The 19,508-nt window shown below is 45.4% G+C and carries 17 protein-coding genes; 16 read left to right on the top strand and 1 reads right to left on the bottom strand.

All coding sequences use genetic code 11. The features are described from left to right. The first annotated feature begins 423 nt into the window (after positions 1 to 423). The 3 genes from gyrA (at position 424) to R7F64_RS15015 (ending at position 4,488) form a co-directional block, all read left to right on the top strand. Positions 424 to 3,144, top strand: a complete 2,721-nt coding sequence (gene gyrA, locus R7F64_RS15005; protein WP_213973232.1) for a DNA topoisomerase (ATP-hydrolyzing) subunit A — start codon at positions 424 to 426, stop codon at positions 3,142 to 3,144. Between the two features lie 123 nt (positions 3,145 to 3,267). After that, positions 3,268 to 3,891 (top strand): tetratricopeptide repeat protein, encoded by a 624-nt coding sequence (locus tag R7F64_RS15010; RefSeq protein WP_213973231.1) that lies wholly within the window; start codon positions 3,268 to 3,270, stop codon positions 3,889 to 3,891. Positions 3,892 to 3,933: 42 nt separating this feature from the next. Further along, positions 3,934 to 4,488, top strand: a complete 555-nt coding sequence (locus R7F64_RS15015; protein WP_213868127.1) for a hypothetical protein — start codon at positions 3,934 to 3,936, stop codon at positions 4,486 to 4,488. A gap of 105 nt (positions 4,489 to 4,593) precedes the next feature. Here the strand turns inward: R7F64_RS15015 and nrfA are convergent, their stop codons facing one another. Continuing rightward, on the bottom strand, positions 4,594 to 6,021 hold the full coding sequence (gene nrfA, locus R7F64_RS15020; RefSeq protein WP_158156655.1) for an ammonia-forming nitrite reductase cytochrome c552 subunit: 1,428 nt from the start codon (positions 6,019 to 6,021) through the stop codon (positions 4,594 to 4,596). Between the two features lie 449 nt (positions 6,022 to 6,470). Here nrfA and nrfB point away from each other — a divergent pair, with 449 nt between their 5' ends. From nrfB to R7F64_RS15085, 13 genes are all read left to right on the top strand, one after another. After that, the gene (nrfB, locus tag R7F64_RS15025) at positions 6,471 to 7,073 is read left to right on the top strand and encodes a cytochrome c nitrite reductase pentaheme subunit (protein ID WP_009706898.1); all 603 of its coding nucleotides are present in this window, start codon (positions 6,471 to 6,473) and stop codon (positions 7,071 to 7,073) included. 1 nt (position 7,074) lies between these two features. Beyond that, positions 7,075 to 7,761, top strand: a complete 687-nt coding sequence (gene nrfC / locus R7F64_RS15030) for a cytochrome c nitrite reductase Fe-S protein (RefSeq protein ID WP_017636123.1) — start codon at positions 7,075 to 7,077, stop codon at positions 7,759 to 7,761. Next, positions 7,758 to 8,729, top strand: coding sequence for a cytochrome c nitrite reductase subunit NrfD (gene nrfD, locus R7F64_RS15035; protein WP_213963904.1), 972 nt, complete (start codon positions 7,758 to 7,760; stop codon positions 8,727 to 8,729). The genes nrfC and nrfD overlap by 4 nt, the downstream gene beginning before the upstream one ends. Positions 8,730 to 8,738: 9 nt before the next feature. Beyond that, positions 8,739 to 10,646 carry a heme lyase CcmF/NrfE family subunit gene (locus tag R7F64_RS15040; protein ID WP_130545098.1) on the top strand — a complete coding sequence of 636 codons (1,908 nt, stop codon included), beginning with the start codon at positions 8,739 to 8,741 and terminating at the stop codon, positions 10,644 to 10,646. Next, positions 10,624 to 11,157 (top strand): DsbE family thiol:disulfide interchange protein, encoded by a 534-nt coding sequence (locus R7F64_RS15045; RefSeq protein ID WP_213868130.1) that lies wholly within the window; start codon positions 10,624 to 10,626, stop codon positions 11,155 to 11,157. The genes R7F64_RS15040 and R7F64_RS15045 overlap by 23 nt, the downstream gene beginning before the upstream one ends. Continuing rightward, positions 11,144 to 11,554 (top strand): heme lyase NrfEFG subunit NrfF, encoded by a 411-nt coding sequence (nrfF, locus tag R7F64_RS15050; RefSeq protein ID WP_085569796.1) that lies wholly within the window; start codon positions 11,144 to 11,146, stop codon positions 11,552 to 11,554. The genes R7F64_RS15045 and nrfF overlap by 14 nt, the downstream gene beginning before the upstream one ends. A gap of 146 nt (positions 11,555 to 11,700) precedes the next feature. Beyond that, positions 11,701 to 11,877 carry a hypothetical protein gene (locus R7F64_RS15055; RefSeq protein ID WP_020480909.1) on the top strand — a complete coding sequence of 59 codons (177 nt, stop codon included), beginning with the start codon at positions 11,701 to 11,703 and terminating at the stop codon, positions 11,875 to 11,877. Positions 11,878 to 12,148: 271 nt separating this feature from the next. Beyond that, positions 12,149 to 12,745: a GTP cyclohydrolase II gene (locus R7F64_RS15060; protein WP_025767283.1), complete on the top strand. Its 597-nt coding sequence runs from the start codon at positions 12,149 to 12,151 to the stop codon at positions 12,743 to 12,745. Between the two features lie 174 nt (positions 12,746 to 12,919). Beyond that, positions 12,920 to 14,182 (top strand): imelysin family protein, encoded by a 1,263-nt coding sequence (locus R7F64_RS15065; RefSeq protein WP_213868131.1) that lies wholly within the window; start codon positions 12,920 to 12,922, stop codon positions 14,180 to 14,182. Positions 14,183 to 14,274: 92 nt separating this feature from the next. After that, positions 14,275 to 15,657 carry a di-heme oxidoredictase family protein gene (locus R7F64_RS15070; RefSeq protein WP_225495382.1) on the top strand — a complete coding sequence of 461 codons (1,383 nt, stop codon included), beginning with the start codon at positions 14,275 to 14,277 and terminating at the stop codon, positions 15,655 to 15,657. 10 nt (positions 15,658 to 15,667) lie between these two features. Then, positions 15,668 to 16,705, top strand: a complete 1,038-nt coding sequence (locus R7F64_RS15075; RefSeq protein ID WP_064354126.1) for an imelysin family protein — start codon at positions 15,668 to 15,670, stop codon at positions 16,703 to 16,705. Next, positions 16,686 to 17,768: a DUF1513 domain-containing protein gene (locus R7F64_RS15080; protein ID WP_285335018.1), complete on the top strand. Its 1,083-nt coding sequence runs from the start codon at positions 16,686 to 16,688 to the stop codon at positions 17,766 to 17,768. The genes R7F64_RS15075 and R7F64_RS15080 overlap by 20 nt, the downstream gene beginning before the upstream one ends. 153 nt (positions 17,769 to 17,921) lie before the next feature. Beyond that, a complete protein-coding gene (locus R7F64_RS15085) occupies positions 17,922 to 19,463 on the top strand; it encodes a L,D-transpeptidase family protein (protein WP_225491961.1) in 1,542 nt (513 codons plus the stop codon). Positions 19,464 to 19,508: the final 45 nt, after the last annotated feature.

The following is a 19,508-nucleotide window of genomic DNA, read 5'->3' on the forward strand; positions in this document are numbered from 1 at the left end:
CAACGTTTTACACCCAAACAACCTCGATGTTCTTAGTTAAGGGACAATGACAGAGTTCACTGGCGCGGCAATCGAGACAGGTGCCTGTAATTTGTAAAGCGCTAACTATTGTTTTTGCTTCATCCTTGAACTGGTGCCAGTGATAATAACTCTAAAACCTGCATTTTCGCGTTGTGTGGTTAAAGGAATTTACCTCGCTTTTCCGCGTAAAGGGTCCGATTTTGCTCAATATTGACCGAAATATAACCACTAATCAGAAAGATATGGGATGAGTGTGCAAATTCTCGACATTTGATTCATAACCAAGTTCACAACCTGATAAAAGGAGAGGGAAAGTGATGCCGAAGTGATGAATTGTGTGTTATATTTTTGCACCTTACACGTATCGTAATTACGATCAGATAATAGAGGGATAATGGCTCTATGAGCGATTTAGCTAAAGAGATCACGCCCGTAAACATTGAAGATGAGCTTAGAGGTTCATACCTAGACTATGCGATGTCAGTCATCGTGGGTCGTGCTCTTCCAGATGTGCGTGATGGCCTAAAACCAGTACACCGCCGCGTTTTATTCGCGATGAACGTACTAGGCAACGATTGGAACAAACCATATAAAAAATCAGCCCGTGTTGTCGGCGACGTAATCGGTAAATATCACCCACATGGTGATAGTGCTGTGTACGACACAATCGTACGTATGGCTCAGCCGTTCTCGCTTCGTTACATGCTGGTCGATGGTCAAGGTAACTTTGGCTCGATCGATGGCGACTCTGCTGCGGCAATGCGTTACACCGAAGTTCGAATGGCAAAAATTGCCCATGAACTATTGGCTGACCTAGACAAAGAAACCGTAGACTACGTACCAAACTACGACGGTACTGAGCAGATCCCAGCGGTTCTTCCAACTAAAATTCCAAACCTATTGGTTAACGGTGCTTCTGGTATCGCAGTAGGTATGGCAACCAACATCCCGCCTCATAACCTTGGCGAAGTGATTGATGGCTGTCTTGCATACATCAATAATGAAGAAATCACTATTGATGAACTAATGGATTACATTCCTGGTCCTGATTTCCCAACAGCGGCGCTTATCAGCGGTCGTAAAGGCATTGTAGACGCGTACAAAACAGGTCGTGGCAAAATCTACATGCGTTCGAAAGCGGACATCGAAGTGGAGAAGAATGGTAAAGAGACCATTATCGTCACTGAAATTCCTTACCAGGTGAACAAAGCTCGCTTGATCGAAAAGATCGCTGAGCTAGTTAAAGATAAGAAAGTAGAAGGCATCAGTGCACTGCGCGACGAGTCAGATAAAGACGGTATGCGCATTGTTATTGAGTGTAAGCGCGATGCTGTGGGCGAAGTAGTTCTAAACAACCTTTACGCTCAGACTCAGCTGCAAACCACTTTCGGTATCAACATGGTGGCCCTAAACAATGGCCAGCCACAGCTATTCAACCTAAAAGATATGCTGAAGTGCTTCGTTGATCACCGTCGTGAAGTTGTGACACGTCGTACTATCTTCGAACTGCGTAAAGCGCGTGAACGTGCTCATATCCTTGAAGGTTTAGCTCTAGCGCTTGCTAACATTGATGAAATCATTGAGCTTATCCGTAAGGCACCTACACCGGCTGAAGCAAAAGCGGGTCTTATCGCTCGTGGTTGGGATTTAGGCAACGTTTCAGCAATGCTAGAGCGTGCTGGTACAGATGCTGCGCGCCCTGAATGGCTAGAGCCTGAATATGGTATTCGTGATGGTCAGTACTTCCTGACTGAGCAACAAGCACAAGCTATCCTAGATCTACGTTTACATAAACTAACAGGTCTAGAACACGAGAAGATTCTTGGCGAATACAAAACACTTCTAGAAGAAATCGCTGAACTCATGCATATCCTTGCGAGCACTGAGCGTTTGATGGAAGTGATCCGTGAAGAACTTGAAGCTGTTCGTGACGGCTTTGGTGACGCTCGTCGTACAGAAATCACAGCTGCGAGCCATGATATTGACATGGAAGAGCTGATCGCACGTGAAGACGTTGTGGTTACTCTATCTCACGGTGGTTACGTTAAGTACCAAGTACTGAGCGACTACGAGTCACAGCGCCGTGGTGGTAAAGGTAAGAGTGCGACTAAGATGAAAGATGAAGACCATATCGAGCGTCTTCTAGTGGCGAATACCCACGATAACATCTTGTGTTTCTCTACTCGTGGTAAGACATACCGCCTGAAAGTTTACCAATTGCCTCTAGCGAGCCGTACTGCGCGTGGTAAGCCAATTGTGAACATCCTTCCACTCGAAGAAGGTGAGCGCATTACCGCAATTCTGCGTGTTGATGAATTCTCTGAAGACAAATTCATCTTCATGGCAACAGGTGACGGTACGGTTAAGAAAACGCCGTTGAACCAGTTTGCAAACGTACGTTCAAACGGCCTAATCGCTGTGAACCTACGTGAAGACGATTCGTTAATCGGTGTGGATATCACTAACGGCGAAAACGAAATCATGCTGTTCTCTAAAGCGGGTAAAGTGGTTCGCTTTAAAGAAGCAGAAGAGATTCCAGTACTTGATGAAAATGGTAAACCAGTTCTTGATGAGAATGGTCAGCCAGAGATCAAGTTTAAAGGTGTTCGTCCTATGGGTCGTACCGCCTCTGGTGTTCGTGGTATGAAACTGGCTGAAAATGACCAAGTTGTATCACTTATTGTTCCTTCGCACGAAGGCGACATCCTAACGGTTACAGAAAACGGTTATGGTAAACGTACAGCACTTAGCGAGTACCCGACAAAAGGTCGTGGCACTCAAGGTGTAGTTTCTATCAAAGTTTCTGAGCGAAATGGCCCGGTAGTTGGTGCTATCCAGGTTGTTGAAGGTGATGAAATGATGATGATCACCGACGCTGGCACGTTAGTACGTACTCGTGTGGGTGAAGTTAGCCAGGTTGGTCGTAACACACAAGGTGTAACGCTTATCCGTACTGCGGAAGATGAATCAGTTGTTGGTTTGCAACGTATTGAAGAAGTTGATGATGAAGAGCTGCCTACTGATGAAGATGCAGAAGAGTTAGAGTCAACAGACGAAAATACGCAGCAAGACGCTTCAGAAGCTCCAGCTGCTGATGATGCAGAGGAAGGTAACGAAGAGTAATCTTACATCGTTATCCTGATATGAAAAGCCGAGCCTTAGTTGCTCGGCTTTTTTGTATCTGTATCAACGCATTTAAAGTAAGAAATGCGTACACTGACGTTATCTTTGTTTACAGGACGTGTTATGTCTGTTTGGTTTTTCGTTGCCATCTCTTTGATGGGCTTGTTCATCGTCCTCTTATCACTGAGTGCATCAAAAGTGAAACCTACCCAATGGTTCGGCTTTTGTCTGTTAGTGCTTGTCATAACCAGTGCAAGTTTCTTATTGCTGCATCAAACTCCGCCTAAACCAATACAAGCGGAAATGTCACGAATGATGACTGCTCGTGACATCATGAAAGAGATTCAAGACCAGTTGCGTGAAGATCCGAACAACGCTGAATTGTGGTTCCAACTCGGGCAGGGCTACCTGCTAGAGGGGGAATTTGATGGCGCGCTGATTTGTTTTGATTACGCGATCCAGCTGACTGAGCCAGTCAGTGCCACGCAACTTGCCGCAAAAGCGACGACCTTGTACTACATTCACCAGCAATCAATGACGCAAGAAGTTAGCTTGCTTTTGGAGCAAGCTTTGCAGATAGAACCGCACAATGAAGCCGCTTTGTCTTTGATCGCAAATGATCATTTTCTGTCATTCCGATTTCAGGAAGCGATTGATGCCTGGGTACTATTATTAGATTCTGATGATCCAAATTTAGATAGGGTGCAAATCATTAACTCTATTAACAAAGCAAAAGAGCTGTTGTAAGCGTACAATTTAACAAGCAATAGAGGGAAAGGTGGGCAACGAATGAAAAATAAAGCACTAAGCATATTGGTTTTGCTGTGCGGCTCTGTGCTGGCGGGTTGTAGCTCTTCCGATCATTCTGGCTCTTCCTCTACGGTTTATTATTCATCGGGTTACTACGACCCGTGGTGGTACGATCATGACGACTACTGGATTTATTACTATCCGGGCTGTTGCGATAACGACGATGAATACAAAGAGAAACTGGAAGAGTGGTGGAATGGTTTAGATGAAGACCAACAGCAATCCATCAAAGACAAAGTCGAAGATTGGAAAGACGATGATATGTCCGCCAATATCGATAACATGAAACGCCAACTCGACGATCATTGGCAATCACTGCCAGACGAGCAAAAGCAAGAGATTCAAACCAAGTGGGAGAATCGTCCGGAGCGTATTGAGCCAGCGGCTTTACAAGACAAAGCGGTAAAAGAAAAGGTTCAACAAAGAAAAGCACTGCCGGAAACGAAGATCCAGCGCCCAGTTGCTCGCCCAAATGTGCAGATGCCTAAAGCACGTCCAAATATTCAACCTAGACCTAGACTTCCTCGTCGCTAGTACATTCGATTTTTACTCTCGATAAAATCGAGGATGAAGAAATAAAGAAAAGGGGCGTTCAGTACGCCCCTTGTTGTATATATAGATTAACCTCTGCCAGTTAGACTAATACGTGGCTTCACGCTCAGCCGCTGCTTTATCCCATTCTGGTGCCACCGTTTCTAGGAAGTGTTTCTTATCTGCGTTCATCTTTTCCATATCCATGCCCAGTGCTTGTTGTGCTTTCGCTTTGGTCGAGATATCTGGAATTTGAACAGGATCAGTAATGCCTTTGGTTGCCAGTAAACGAACCAATTTGGTACGGGCGTCAGCAGCCCGATCAACTGCAGTACCTAGTACTTCAAGTGCTATCTCAGGAGCATGCATGTGGACACCGTGAGAAGCAATCGCGTAGTCCCAACGCCATTGTGCATGGCGAATATCTTGTAGGATAGGTTCCATCTCTGCTTCTGTTGCACCTGCTTTCCACGCTGCGCCTGCTTCAAAGTGTGCCGCTACGATTTGCTTCTCGGCGGTTAGCTTCATGTTCAGTACTTGCGCTTTGCGAGTCGAGACGATGCCTTGTAGCTGCTCTTTAGTTTGGGTATGGCATTGCGCACAGGTGTCTTCAAAACGATCAAATGGGTTACCCACTTTGTGGTCTGTGTACACCGTACCGTCTTCTTTGGTCACTTTAGGCATGTGGCAGTCCACACACACCACTTTGTTTTTACCATGAATACCCGCTCTCCAAGTTTCGAAACCCGGGTGTTGTGCTTTTAGCATCGGCGCTTTAGATACGGCATGCGTCCAATCTTTGAAATTCAACGCGTCGTAGTATTTCTCCATGTCATTAACGGTGGTGCCCATATCCCATGGGAATTTAACCGCTTTAGTTGGGCCGGTGAAGTAGTATTCAACGTGACATTGAGCGCAGACCGATGCTTGCTTATCTAGGCGAGACTGTTCATCAAAGTTTTTACCAATAGTATCAAAAGCACGCTCGACGTATGGGCGAGTCAGTGCTAGCGCAGGTTCGCCTTTCTTGAAGGCTTCAGAGCCTGTGTTGTGGCAATCGGAACAACCGATAGGGTTGACGATTTCTGAGCCTAAGCGTGCCCATTTACCTTCGAAATAACCATCTTCACCACGTTCATCAATCACGCGAGCAACGTCTGGGCTTTTACAGCTCCAGCACGCCATCGGCATAGGCCCGGACTTCTCGTCGGTTGGTGCGCCGGTACGTAAGGTTTGGCGAACATCATCAAGTGCGTAAAAGTGACCGCGCGCTTTGTTGTAGTCTTTCGCGAAGCCATAACCTGCCCACAGGATAACCATGTTTGGGTCTTCACTTAGAGCATCTTCAATGTGCTCACTTTCGGATGTTGCTTTCCAAGAATGGTATTGATCAGGGTGGTTCTGTTCAAAGACATCGTTACGAGGATCGATAAAATCCTTCTCTTCTGCCGCTAACGGAGCGTCAACCAAAAATAATTGGCTGGCGAATAAGGTCGCAACCGCAATAGGTGCGCTCATCCAGTGTTTTATGCTCACAGTGTTATCTCCATATTCGTTTTTATTAGCAGCGTTGTGAGGAGCTATTCCAAATAAGAACTGGAGATCTACGATTAATAATATTGCTTAATTGGATAGATGAAATAGTGAGTGAATCTTGTCTTGTTTTAGATCAATTTACACCAGTGATCTCAGTCATGTTTGAATTCATATACCTCCAAAGTGGTAGTTGTTAAGTCATTGTTCTGCAATGCTTTGGGTTTTTAACCTTTTTAAAATAGGGTGATTTAGTTCGCTTTTTGAGCAGGCGTTTCTACCCCTTATGAATAATAGAGGTATTATAAATATAGGTTTAGCGTTGTGGCTTTCCGAGATAAGAATTGATGTCATTTGAAGATCTAAAAAATATCTTCAGAGGAAATTAATTGTCGCTCAAATAAATAATTGAGAATAGTTATCAATTATTATCGAGCTAAGGAAAGAACAATATGGGCAATATAAAATTGACCATAGAGACAATGCTGAAACTTCTCTTCGTCTTTGCCATCTATGGTTTCTCCATCGCCGCCCATGCGACTTCTTCAGAGCCGATTGAAGGTGCTCAAGCTGAGCGTCATCAAGTCGAGTTGATCCGTGACCGTGACTACAAGTGTCTGCAATGTCATAAGGATGCAAAAGAGACTCTGAACCTTTCGCATGACCCGCAAGCTCTACTCAGCCAAGGGAAGCAACTTAATTGCACCAATTGCCATAGCAACATTGGTCCCGACCATCGTGAGGGCGCGCCTGATGTGATTAAGTTTTCTGCCGCGCAATCGAAAGAGGTACACGACAAAGTGTTCCTTGATCCAAGCATGATTCTTAAAGCCAACAGCCAATGTGTGGATTGCCACGCACCGACACAGCTGAGAGAAAGCCACTGGACGCACGATGTGCACGCCAAAAACCTCACTTGTTCAAATTGCCACGATGTACACGCAGCGAAAACCAAAGCGTTGTCGTACGACAGAAAACAACTGATCAAGCAGTGTGTGGATTGTCACTCTGAATTTGCCGTCGAACCTGAACTTGCCAAAGAAGAGGAGAGATAGCATGAAATGTTCGAGAAGAAACTTTTTAGCCGGCAGCGGCGCGTTGATTTTAACTACAGGCGTTGCAGGCACTTCCGTTGTTAGCTCCTCTCTCTATGCCAGCAACAGTGAACAAGCGAAACGCATGGGTATGGTTCATGATGAAAATGCCTGTATTGGCTGTACCGCTTGTACCGATGCTTGTCGCGAAGTAAATAAAGTCCCTGAAGGCGTAACGCGACTTAAAATTCATCGCAGTGAACCGATTGGCGAATTTCCAGATGTGGAATACCAGTTTACTCGCGAATCCTGTCAGCACTGTGATAACCCACCATGTGTGTACGTTTGTCCAACAGGCGCTGCATACAAAGATGAAGCGACCGGCATCGTGGATGTGCACAAAGAGAAATGTGTCGGATGTGGTTATTGCCTTGCCGCTTGCCCTTACCAAGTGCGCTTCTTTAATCCAGTCGATCACTCTGCGGATAAATGTAACTTCTGCCGTGATACCAACCTAGCGCAAGGTAAGCAGCCAGCTTGCGTGGAATCTTGCCCAACAAAAGCACTCATCTTTGGTGATTTGAATGACCCAACTAGCGAGGTGAGCAAAGCTATCGAAAGCCATGTTGTCTATCGCGATAAATCGCATTTAGGTACGCAACCTAAACTGTACAAAATTCCGCATAGCAAAGGGGAGGTGTCATCATGAACGGCTTCGAAAGTGCATTCCACTTTGACTCGTTAGTCTGGGATTGGATCATCGCGATTTACTTATTCCTTGCTGGGATGTCAGCGGGTGCGGTGATGATTTCAATCTATTTAAAACGCAAAGTGATTGAAGGTGATCCCGCAAAAAACGGCATCATGAAAGCGATGGCTTGGCTCGCACCATTTGGCATCATTGCTGGGTTGGCAATTTTGATTTTCCATTTAACCAAGCCTTTAGAGTTTTGGAAGATCATGATCTACTACAACCCAACGTCTGTGATGTCGATGGGCGTGATCTTGTTCCAAGTGTACATGATCGTGTTGTTTGTTTGGATTGGCGTTATCTTCCGCCATCAAATCATCAGCTTCTGTGAAGGGAAGTTACCAAGCAAACTGCTGGATTTTGCCGATGGCATTTTGATTAAGGCGGGGAAAGCCAACAACGCCATTGAATTGTTCTTGGGCTTCTTAGCCATCGTACTTGCAGCGTACACTGGCTTTCTATTGTCTGCGTTGAAGACTTATCCAATGCTAAACAATCCAGTACTGCCAATCTTGTTCCTGTTCTCTAGTTTGTCCTCGGGCGCAGCGGCATGCTTGATGTTCGGCATCTTGGTGTTTAAAGAGTCGACCAGCAGCCCAAGTGTATCTTGGGTGCACGGATTTGAACGCCCAGTAGTGTTGTTTGAGTTGTTTGTCTTAGTGACCTTCTTTACTGGATTGATCTTCAGCGGTGGTCAGAACGAAGTCGCGGCTTGGAATGCAATTTCGAGTGGATTCTGGGCTCAATGGTTCTGGGTTGGGGTAGTGTTCATCGGCATGATTACGCCTTTGACTCTCAATTGGTTGACGCCTTCTGAAGTGCGCCACAAAGGCAGTTACGTTTTTGTGGTCACGACGTTGAGCTTGGTTGGCGTACTTATGCTGCGTACTTTCATTCTCTATGCCGGTCAAATGACCGTAGTGTAAGGGGGATAAATGGAAGCTGAGCTAGGGTTCTTCTTACTGATATTGGTGGCTGTAACATCGACTTGTGCATCGTTGCTGCATTGGCTACGTCGTGCTATGAGTAAGAAGGCGACATTGCCGCATCAAGTCGCGATGTCCCACATCATTAGCTTAGCTTCCTTCATTTGTTTAGCACTTCTGATCGTCTGCTTCGTGCAAGACAACTTCGCGTTGGAATATGTTGTTACGCATTCCAACAGTCAACTTCCCGTAGCATTCAAGATTGCTGCCGCTTGGGGCGGGCACCAAGGCTCCATGTTGTTTTGGGTCGTCACCTTGAGTTTATGGGCGTCGTTTATTGCATTTAAGTCACCGCTCAACGCCCAATATACTTGTGACTGTTTAGGAATCATGAACGTTCTTATTGCGACATTTGCTTGGTTCACGTTAATGACCTCTAACCCGTTCGAGTATGCCCAAGTATTGGCGTCGGAAGGACGAGATCTAAACCCAATGTTGCAAGATGTTGGGCTTATCATTCATCCACCATTGCTTTATCTCGGTTATGTCGGTTACGCAGCAATATTAGCTTTTTCATTAGCGGCGCTATTGGGTAAACAACCGATGAGCGATTGGTATGTGGTCGCTCGAAGCGCAGCGTTTTTTGCATGGGGAACGCTCACGTTGGGTATCTTGGTGGGATCATGGTGGGCGTACAATGAGCTAGGGTGGGGCGGCTGGTGGTTTTGGGACCCTGTGGAGAACGCTTCTCTACTCCCTTGGCTTACTGGTACTGCTTTGTTGCACAGCGGTGTTGTCGCAACACGTAACAGAGGCGCAATTTGGAGCACCTACGCACTGGCGTTTATTACGTTCAGCCTCAGCATTTTAGGGACATTCGTGGTGCGATCTGGCGTGCTGACTTCAGTGCATGCTTTTGCGGTGGACCCAACTAAAGGTTTGGTGCTGCTTGGTGTATTGAGCTTGCTTGTCATCATCACTTTTGGCGTATTGATTTTGCGAGGAGAACAACTCCCTCGCTTCAAACTTCAATCTCTAACGAGCCGAGCTTACACTGCTTATATCGCCAAAGGGCTGCTGGTTATTGCGACTGCCATCGTTTTTCTTGGCACTTTCTATCCGATGGTTTATCAACTGCTCGGTTTAGGAAACATTTCAGTTGGCGCACCTTATTTCAATAGTCTGATCTTCCCATTAAGCATACTGGCTCTGATTGCCTTAGCTTTCATGCCGCTGCTGAAATGGACAAAAGGCACAGTGCCGAGTGTAAGCGCTGATATTGCGATCAGTATTGCGTTATCTCTTGTCTCTGTGATCGGGTTTATCTTCTTAGTGCACGCACTGCATTTCGGAGTATTGCTAACCATAACGTTGGCTACTTGGGTGATTGTGGCGCATCTCGTTATGCTGTTTCGTTGTTCCAATAAGCGCAAACTCATGCCAATCGTGATGGCACATATCGGTTTTGCGCTGGCGGTGAGTGGAGCTGTATTCAACAGTCACTACTCATATGAACACAATTTACGTGTCGAACCCGGCAGTTCTCAACAAAGGGCGGGGATCACTATCGATTATCATGGTATCGAATGGCTGGTGGGGCCAAACTACACCGCGGAACAAGGACAGATCACCTTGCACTTGGAAGATGGCCGCATGCTCAATTTCAACCCGCAAAAGCGTCATTACCCTGTGCGAGTGATGAATATGACCGAGCCTGCGATTCGTTCACTATGGCATGGCGATTATTACGTGACATTGGGTGACAAAGTCGATACTCATGCTTATGCGATTAAAGTTCAGTACCGCGCAGGTATTTGGTGGATATGGTCTGGCGGGCTACTAGCTGTGTTTGGTGCGCTATTAACCGGCCTAAAGAAAAGGAGAGAGGCTATCAATGCGATCGAGAAATACGCTTAAACTCGCAGGTCTCGTTTTGGCTGTTGCCGTGTTTACTGTAGTAACTGCGATGGCCTTGTCTGAGCGAGCACATGTTGAATTGTCTCCACAACGAAATTTAGATACACCTAATTTTCGCTCTACTTCTCTGATCTCTGATGACATGGTTTCTGAGCAGTTGTTCAAAAGCGACGGATATAAATTATTGAATGTTTGGGCATCTTGGTGCGGGGTATGCAAGCGAGAGCATGAAGAGTTATTGCAGTTAGCAGAACTTGGTGTGCCTATTATTGGGCTGAATTATAGAGATCAAAAACAAGCCGCTCGTGAATATTTGAGCTCTAAACGAAATCCATATATTGAAGTAATTAGTGACCCTAATGGAAAGCTCGATGTGGAGCTAGGTGTTATCGGAACGCCGGAAACTTACTTGATTGATCCAAATGGTCGTATATTGATCAAATATCGTGGAGAGCTAACGGCAGATAAATGGAACGATATATTTTCAGGATACTTGAATGTTTCGATTTAATAATCTTCTCCTCACTTTAATCCTATTTATACTATTTTCTCCTTTCACGAGAAGTGCGGATTTAGAACAGAATGTTGATCTGTTTGATTTTCATTCTGTTGAAGTGCAACAGCGTGCAACTTCGCTAGCCAAGACATTACGCTGCCCGCAGTGTCAAAACCAAAACCTTGTCGAGTCTAATGCACAGGCGGCCAAAGACCTTAGGTTGAAAGTGTATACGATGGCCAATGAAGGCAGCTCAGATCAAGAAATAAAGGACTATCTAGTTGCTCGTTATGGGAATATTGTTCTGTATCAACCACCATTAAATTATTCCACGGCGCTGTTGTGGATCTTTCCTGTGCTATTTTTGATCTTTTTTGTCTTATATTCGATCCGAATGGTGAAGCGTAATTAATGTGACCGTTATTCCACTATTAAAAATAAATTGTGCACTTAACAAGCAGAATGTTATCATTTTTCCGAATTTATGAAGTTTCCAGTATAAAGAAAATAAAAATTTTGAGCTGGATAAGTAATAAAAGAACGAAATAGGTGCACGCAGTGGATTCAGTTATATTACAACTTAAAAAAGACTTCTATTCGCAGATTCGTGCATTGCAATCACCGAACCTGCCTCAAGTTACTTCAACGCTCGCCGTGTTGACCGACGAGGAAATCCAAGAACTCGAAGCAGTTTGGATTGAACTCGCCGTTTGGAAGCGCAGTCAGACCCATTAAAAGATAGACCAAACGACCTTCTTGAAACCCCAGACAAAATTTGTCTGGGGTTTTTTATTGTAGTTTTTTTAAATTGTTATAATATAACAATTGTTCAGTTGGAGAGTGTTTCTCTTTTGCTGTCTTGAGTGGATAACTGCCCTCAATTGTGATCTCTATATTGCAAAATGCGGTATCAGTCCCCATAGTTGAAGAGCAACGAGTAAATCCCATGAATGCAATAACGAAAACGCATCAAGCGCATCAAGCAATAAATCGAGTGAGTATAGATATGGCGGAAGTACGTGCCAGAGTAGATTTTAAAGTCGGGGCAAAAAGTAACATTGATGCCGAAATTCTGTCTTTCCATGGTCTGAAGACAGACAAAGAGCATGTTGCTATTATCTTTAAACAAGCGGACCAAACTCAGGACATGCCTTTAGTTCGTATGCACTCTGAGTGTTTGACAGGCGATGTGTTCCACTCTTCACGCTGTGACTGTGGTGAGCAACTAGAAGAGACGATCAATCGCATGGGCGAGTCCGGTGGTATCATCCTGTATCTCCGTCAGGAAGGTCGTGGTATTGGTTTGTACAATAAGATCGATGCATACCGCTTACAAAGCCAGGGCATGAACACGTACGAAGCTAACAACCATTTGGGCTTTGATGATGACCTGCGTGATTTCACAGAAGCAGCACAAATGCTAGAAGCTTTAGGCGTGAATAAGATCCGCCTTGTGACGAACAACCCTAAGAAAATCCGTGAGTTATCTGAGTACGGGATTGAAATTGGCGAGGTTGTCAACACCTCTGCACATATCAAAGATGGCAACGAAAATTATCTGAAGGCAAAAGTCTCTCACGGAAAACATGACCTAAAGGTTTAATCCTAAAGATAAAACTGACAATAAAGCCTGTGAAAAACCTCATTTTTATGAGGTTTTTTTGTATCTGGAGTTGCAAATAAATTGTAAATTTGTATTATCTCGAGACTAAAGTGCAAATAAGAATAATTAGCACTACCAATACGATAATTGAAAAGCTCAACAAGGATGCTTCAGATGAATGCAAAAAAAGTTTTAGTCCAATCTATTGCTGCATCACTCCTCATTGCCAGTGGTTCTACCGTTGCTGCCACAGTAACTAAACAACAAGTAGTCGAACATTACGCGGACGTTGCCCATGCTGTGTTTGCTGATTCAGTAACAACAGCGAAAGCGCTTGACGTAAAAATCGACGAATTTCTAAAATCACCATCAGCGAAAAAGCTTGAAGAAGTAAAACAAGCTTGGCTAGATTCTCGCGTGCCTTACCAACAGTCTGAAGTTTTCCGTTTTGGTAACGCGATTGTTGACGATTGGGAAGGTCAGTTAAACGCGTGGCCACTTGATGAAGGTCTGATCGACTACGTAGCGGCTGATTACCAATACGAATTGGGTAACGAGGGCGCTGCTGCCAACATCATCGCGAACACTAGCCTACAGATCGGTGCTTCTAAACTGGACGTTTCAAAAATCACTCCAGAATTGCTAGCGGATCTAAACGAAGTAGGTGGTTCTGAGGCAAACGTTGCATCAGGTTACCACGCGATTGAATTCTTACTTTGGGGTCAAGACCTAAACGGTACTAACGCGGGTGCAGGTCAACGCGCTTACACTGATTTCGTTGTGGGTTCTGAGTGTACGAATGGCCATTGTGATCGTCGTGGAGAGTACCTAAAAGCAGCCGCTGATCTACTGGTTCAAGACCTTGAGTGGATGGAAAAGCAGTGGTCTGCTGAAGTGAAAGGTAACTACCGTGAAGAGCTACTGAACGACTCAGCAGACAATGGTCTACGTAAGATGCTATTCGGCATGGGTTCTCTTTCTCTAGGTGAGCTAGCGGGTGAGCGCATGAAGGTAGCACTGGAAGCGAACTCAACAGAAGACGAGCACGATTGTTTCTCAGACAACACGCACAACTCTCACTACTACAATGAGCAAGGCATCTACAACGTTTACACAGGTACATACAAAGGTGTAAACGGCAAAGAGCTATCTGGTCCAAGTATCGCTGACCTTGTTGCTCAAAAAGACAAGAAAGCAGCGACCGAAATTCAAAAGCAGTTTGATACAACACGTAGCCAAGTTGGTGAGCTAGTGACTTCTGCAGAGAAGAACAACCAGCACTTTGACCAACTTATTGCAGCGGGTAACGCACAAGGCAACGCGCTAGTAAACGACGCCATCATGTCGTTGGTAGCACAAACCGGTGCGATTGAGCGCGCGGCAAGCATTGTCGGCATCGACAGCCTAAGCCCTGATACTGCTGACCACGAGTTTTAATAAGAAAACCATAATAAATAAGGGCTCTTTGTGAGCCCTTTTGACGTTTGAGCTCGTTGTTATCACCCTTGTTGTCTATGTAGAGCAATGATATGAAGCCATACCTAATTTCTGCGCTAGCCGCGATCCTTTCTTCTTCTGCCATGGCTTACGATGTTAAGTCTGGAGGCAAAACCAGTGTTAAAAAAGACGGCGCGAATGCCTATTCTCTTCCTGCTGCTAACTTGCCAATGAGCAAACGCCTCGATTTTAGCGTCGGTAACAGCTTTTTCCGCAACCCTTGGGTACAAGCGCCAGCGTCAACAGACGCTCGTGATGGCTTAGGCCCGCTTTTTAACACCAATGGTTGTCAGAATTGTCACATAAAAGACGGTCGTGGTCATCCGCCAGAGAAAGATGATTTACATGCCGTGTCTATGTTAGTGCGCTTAAGCATTCCTGCGATGACGCCAGAACAAAAGAAAGCTTACATCAAAGATGGCGGCATACCTGAGCCGACTTATGGTGGCCAGCTTCAAGATTTCGCCCTGCAAGATCAAACGCCAGAAGGCAAAATCGAAATCACTTACACCGATGTCCCAGTGAAATTTAAAGACGGTACGACGGTGACGCTAAGAAAACCTCATTTGAACATTACCGATCTGGGTTACGGCGATATGCACCCAGATACCGAGTTCTCAGCACGCGTGGCACCGCCAATGATCGGCCTTGGTTTGTTAGAGAGTATTCCCGACGAAACGCTACTTGCTTGGGCTGATGAACAAGATGCCGACAAAGACGGTATCTCAGGCAAAGTCAATAAGGTGTGGGATATTGAGAAGGACAATTTCTCGATTGGTCGTTTTGGCTGGAAAGCAGGACAACCGACGTTAATGCAGCAAAATGCAGCAGCATTCAATGGTGATGTCGGTCTGACGAGCCATTTATTCCCAAATGAAAACTGTACCTCGAAACAAAGCATTTGTGACGACATGCCAAATGGCGGCAAACCTGAAGTGAGTGAAAATATTCTCGACTTCGTAGAGTTTTACAGCCAACACTTAGCCGTACCTATTCGCCGTAATGTCAATGACCCTAACGTGAAACTTGGTCAGCAAATCTTTGCTGCGTCTGGCTGTGAAAGCTGCCACAAGACCAGTGTTAAAACGGCGAAACGACCAGAGTTACCAGCGCTTTCTGAGCAGCTTATCCACCCATACACAGACATGCTTTTGCATGACATGGGTAAAGGCTTAGCCGATAACCGTCCGGAATACTTAGCAAACGGCCGCGAGTGGCGAACAGCACCGCTATGGGGCATTGGTTATACCGAAGAAGTAAACGGACACACTTACTTTCTACATGATGGCCGCGCTCGTAACCTGATGGAAGCAGTGTTGTGGCACGGCGGCGAAGCTGAAACGGCGAAACAAAACGTCTTAGCACTGAACAAAAAAGAACGTGACGCATTGATTGCGTTTCTGAATTCTCTATAAGGAAGCAACCATGAAAAAAACACTATTAGTGAGTGCGATTGCCGCAACGTTAAGTTTGGTTGGTTGCCAATCGACCATCGTTTCGAGCTCTGCCAAGCCTGAGAGTACAAGTCATATTTCTCAAAGCGTGTACGAGGTCGAGTTTCAATCAGCTCAGACGTTTTTAGCGCAAACCACAGAACTTGAACAACGCTTCGCAGATTACTGCGCATCAGAGTCGAAAGATGATGCACAAGTAAAACAGCAGTGGCATCAAACGATGCTTGCGTGGATGGCATTACAAGGTCAAGAACGTGGCCCTGCTACGGCGCTGGAGCAAAGCTGGAATGTTCAGTTTTGGCCAGATAAAAAGAACACTACTGGTCGTAAAATGTCTGTATTGACGAAATCTGACCAAGCTTGGAGTGCAGAAGATATCTCCACCCAAAGTGTCACCGTGCAAGGTTTAGGGGCTCTGGAATGGCTGCTTTACGATAAAGCGTCGACCTTATCTAGCAACAGCAATACCTGTGTGACAGGCGTAGCGATTGCAGAAAACCTCGATAACAAAGCGCAGATCATCGCGGATTCTTGGGCAGAGAACCCTTGGAAATCGCTAGAGATGACGGAGTGGGAGTCTGAGTACATTTCACTGCTCTCGAATCAGCTTGAATACAGCATGAAGAAGTTGAGCCGACCGCTAGCGAAGATTGGTAAGCCTCGCCCGTATTTCTCAGAGTCATGGCGTTCAGAAACTTCGCTTTCAAACCTAAAAGCCAACCTTCAAGGGATGGAAGCGTTGTACTTTGCTAACGGAAATGGTTTAGATGCGCTACTTAGAGAGCAAGGCCATGCAGATCTCGCAGACCGTGTTGTTCATCAGTTTGAAATGGCGTTAGAAACTTGGCCAGAAGATAAGAGCTTGTTTGCTGCACTACAAACAAAAGAAGGCTATCGCATGGTGCTCTCTCAATACAATAAGCTAGAGCAATTGAAGTACCTGATTCACGAAGAAGTGGCGATCGAGCTTGGCGTAGTTATAGGATTTAATGCAACCGATGGTGACTGATCAAACCCGCCGAACCTTGCTGAAAGCCGCTCTATTCGGGGCGGCTATACCTATGATGCCATTTGGTTGTGCTTCAACAAGCTCACGTGAACCTGCGTTGATCGGCTGTTCTATCATTGGTCGAGATAAATTCGCAGCGGTGGTGGCGGATGAGCATGGTATGCCGCTATCTTCATTGCCGATTCCTGAGCGTGGTCACGGTGTAGCAACCAACCAACAAGGCCACGCCGTAGTTTTTGGTCGTCGACCTGGTACTTTCTTCATGGTGTTTGATTATCGCTCAGAGCAGATGATCAAACTGCAACTAGCAACGCCAAATCGTCATTTTTACGGACATGGTGTTTACTCCCATGACGGCACATTGCTATTTGCCACAGAAGGGGAGAGGGGGACAAGCCGTGGGATCATTGGTGTTTATGATGTGCAGAAGCAATATCAAAAGATCGATGAGTTAACGGGTTTTGGTCTTGGTCCTCATGAAGTGATCATGATGCCTGATGGCGCATTAGCGATTGGCGTCGGTGGCGTACACACCAACGGTCGTGAACCTCTCAATCTTGATAGCATGAGACCTAGCCTGAGTTACCTTTCACAGGAAGGGGAGCTATTGGATCAAGTGTCTTTACCGGATCATAAGTTGAGTATTCGCCACTTAGCCCATGATGGTGCGGAAACCGTGCTTTGTGGTCAGCAATATCGTGGTGAGCCGGACGAGTATCCAGCCTTGATCGCCATGCACACGCGTGGTGGTGAAATGCAAGATCTTCAAGCTGAGCCTGAAGAGTGGGCGCGTTTCAATCATTACGTTGCGAGTATTGCAGCAACCGATGAATGGATCTTAGCCACTTCGCCTCCGGGCAGTTGTTATGGTATATGGTCTAAATCTACTGGCAAATTGGTAGAGCTAAGTGCGTTACCAGACGCTTCTGGTGTTGTGGTCTATGGCGATGAGTTCCGAGTCAGCTCTGGTGCGGGAAAAGTGTTAGAGCAAAAGCCCGAAGCGTCAAAAAGTACCTTCGCAAGCGGAGTACAATGGGACAACCATTGGTCGAGAATTATCTAGAAAGATCATTGAGTAATTACTTATAGAGGGTTTTGTTGTCGTTTTCGGCATCAGATTCTTAATTTTAAACCTGCAAGCTGTGAGATATTTGCCATACTTTTTATTATGGCAAGTAGCGCAAGGATCATTTCAGTGTTTGCTAGGGTTTTAATCATGACGGCACTTCTGGTGCCGTTTTGCAGCTTTTCCACCGTCGTTTCTCTCGAAGCTTCAGCGCAAGTCGAGCAAGAGGGAGCGGTACAAAAGCTGTCTGTAGAAAAAATGATCCATTATCCAGAGGTTATTGATCAACTGTATCAAAGCACCAATTACCGTTTGAACTGGGAAAATGAAAGTGATATTGAGCAGTTTCTTTTTCAAGTAAACCTGGTTGCACTTGCGGATGTCACCGATGAATTCGAAAATCAACTTCACCGGATAAACCAAGTAAGGTGGCAGGGAGATAATCTCGACTTCGATTTAGTGATGACAGATTCACTCTTGATGTACCTTAGTTATCTTGAGCAACTCCCCGAAGAAGGGATTAATTGGCTATTTACAGACAAAGCCCATGTTACGTTACCCGCTCCTAGCATCGATACTTTATCGGTTCTGAGTAATGAGATTACGGTTGGCAAACTTGGTCAGTTTTTGGCAAGTCTCCGGTCTCCATTACAAACAGATGATGCTTTCTACTCCGCCTATTCTTCGCTATCGGAACATTCTCAGTACCAATATCCTGCCTATCAACAAACTGGGCTAGCACGTGTTGGCGATATATTAGAAAACAGACCCCTATTGATTGAGCGAATGGAGATCGTAGGCGTAGATGTTTCTTACTTGGATTTAGTCACTGAAGAATATGACGAACAATTAGAGCTTGCGATAAAAGAGTTCCAGCGTATTCATGGTTTGAAAGAAGATGGCGTTATCGGCCCGAATACCATTCGATGGATCAACTTTTCTCCTCAAGAGCGATTGCATCTGCTGGCGTTGAATTCTGAGCGTTCAAGAATTTGGTCGAAAGAAAGGGATAATGTTGTCTTTGTTAACGTGCCTGGATACGAAGTCACGTATTGGCATGACGGTCAACCCTTGTTTGAGTCTAAAGTTGTGGTAGGGAGAGCATCAAGAAAAACGCCCATCATGTCGGTAGCACTGGATTCAGTTATTCTCAACCCAACTTGGAACGTGCCTTGGAATATCATGGTTAAAGACATTATTCCTAAAGTAAAACGTAATCCGATGTATTTGATTAACCATAACATTCAAATCATTCGGTCTTGGACTTCGAACGAAATTATTGACCCTACAACCATCAATTGGGCAACGGTGAATCCGAGAACATTTCCTTATCGTATGCGACAGGCGTCGGGCTTACAAAATGCACTGGGATTGTACAAGTTCAATATGCCTAACCCACAAGCTATTTATTTGCATGACACGCCAAGTAAGAACTTGTTTGAACAGGACAGACGCGCATTCAGCTCAGGATGTGTCCGTGTCGAACATGCAGACCAGTTAGCAGAACTTCTGTTCAAAACTCAGGGGTTGGAAGAACGTTTAGCGAAAAAGCGAGAAAGTTCTCGTCGGTCTAACACGTCAGTTCCTTTGGGAGAGCGCATTCAAGTACACATCATTTATCAAACAGCATGGTTGGAAGAGGGAACGCTTTACTACCGTGATGATATCTATAAGTACGATCACCGCAGTTGAAATCTTTAAGGAAAATTTACAAAACGAAGAATTCTCTTTTCGTTC

The sequence above is a fragment of the Vibrio sp. Vb1980 genome (genome assembly GCF_033338615.1).
Lineage (GTDB): Bacteria > Pseudomonadota > Gammaproteobacteria > Enterobacterales > Vibrionaceae > Vibrio > Vibrio alginolyticus.

Coding starts and splice junctions, on each gene's coding strand:
- R7F64_RS15065 (WP_213868131.1), top strand. CDS start 12,920: ATGAATGCAAAAAAAGTTTTAGTCCAATCTATTGCTGCATCACTCCTC.
- R7F64_RS15040 (WP_130545098.1), top strand. CDS start 8,739: ATGGAAGCTGAGCTAGGGTTCTTCTTACTGATATTGGTGGCTGTAACA.
- nrfD (WP_213963904.1), top strand. CDS start 7,758: ATGAACGGCTTCGAAAGTGCATTCCACTTTGACTCGTTAGTCTGGGAT.
- nrfF (WP_085569796.1), top strand. CDS start 11,144: ATGTTTCGATTTAATAATCTTCTCCTCACTTTAATCCTATTTATACTA.
- R7F64_RS15045 (WP_213868130.1), top strand. CDS start 10,624: ATGCGATCGAGAAATACGCTTAAACTCGCAGGTCTCGTTTTGGCTGTT.
- nrfB (WP_009706898.1), top strand. CDS start 6,471: ATGGGCAATATAAAATTGACCATAGAGACAATGCTGAAACTTCTCTTC.
- R7F64_RS15070 (WP_225495382.1), top strand. CDS start 14,275: ATGAAGCCATACCTAATTTCTGCGCTAGCCGCGATCCTTTCTTCTTCT.
- R7F64_RS15015 (WP_213868127.1), top strand. CDS start 3,934: ATGAAAAATAAAGCACTAAGCATATTGGTTTTGCTGTGCGGCTCTGTG.
- R7F64_RS15075 (WP_064354126.1), top strand. CDS start 15,668: ATGAAAAAAACACTATTAGTGAGTGCGATTGCCGCAACGTTAAGTTTG.
- R7F64_RS15060 (WP_025767283.1), top strand. CDS start 12,149: ATGGCGGAAGTACGTGCCAGAGTAGATTTTAAAGTCGGGGCAAAAAGT.
- R7F64_RS15010 (WP_213973231.1), top strand. CDS start 3,268: ATGTCTGTTTGGTTTTTCGTTGCCATCTCTTTGATGGGCTTGTTCATC.
- nrfC (WP_017636123.1), top strand. CDS start 7,075: ATGAAATGTTCGAGAAGAAACTTTTTAGCCGGCAGCGGCGCGTTGATT.
- gyrA (WP_213973232.1), top strand. CDS start 424: ATGAGCGATTTAGCTAAAGAGATCACGCCCGTAAACATTGAAGATGAG.
- R7F64_RS15085 (WP_225491961.1), top strand. CDS start 17,922: ATGACGGCACTTCTGGTGCCGTTTTGCAGCTTTTCCACCGTCGTTTCT.
- R7F64_RS15080 (WP_285335018.1), top strand. CDS start 16,686: ATGCAACCGATGGTGACTGATCAAACCCGCCGAACCTTGCTGAAAGCC.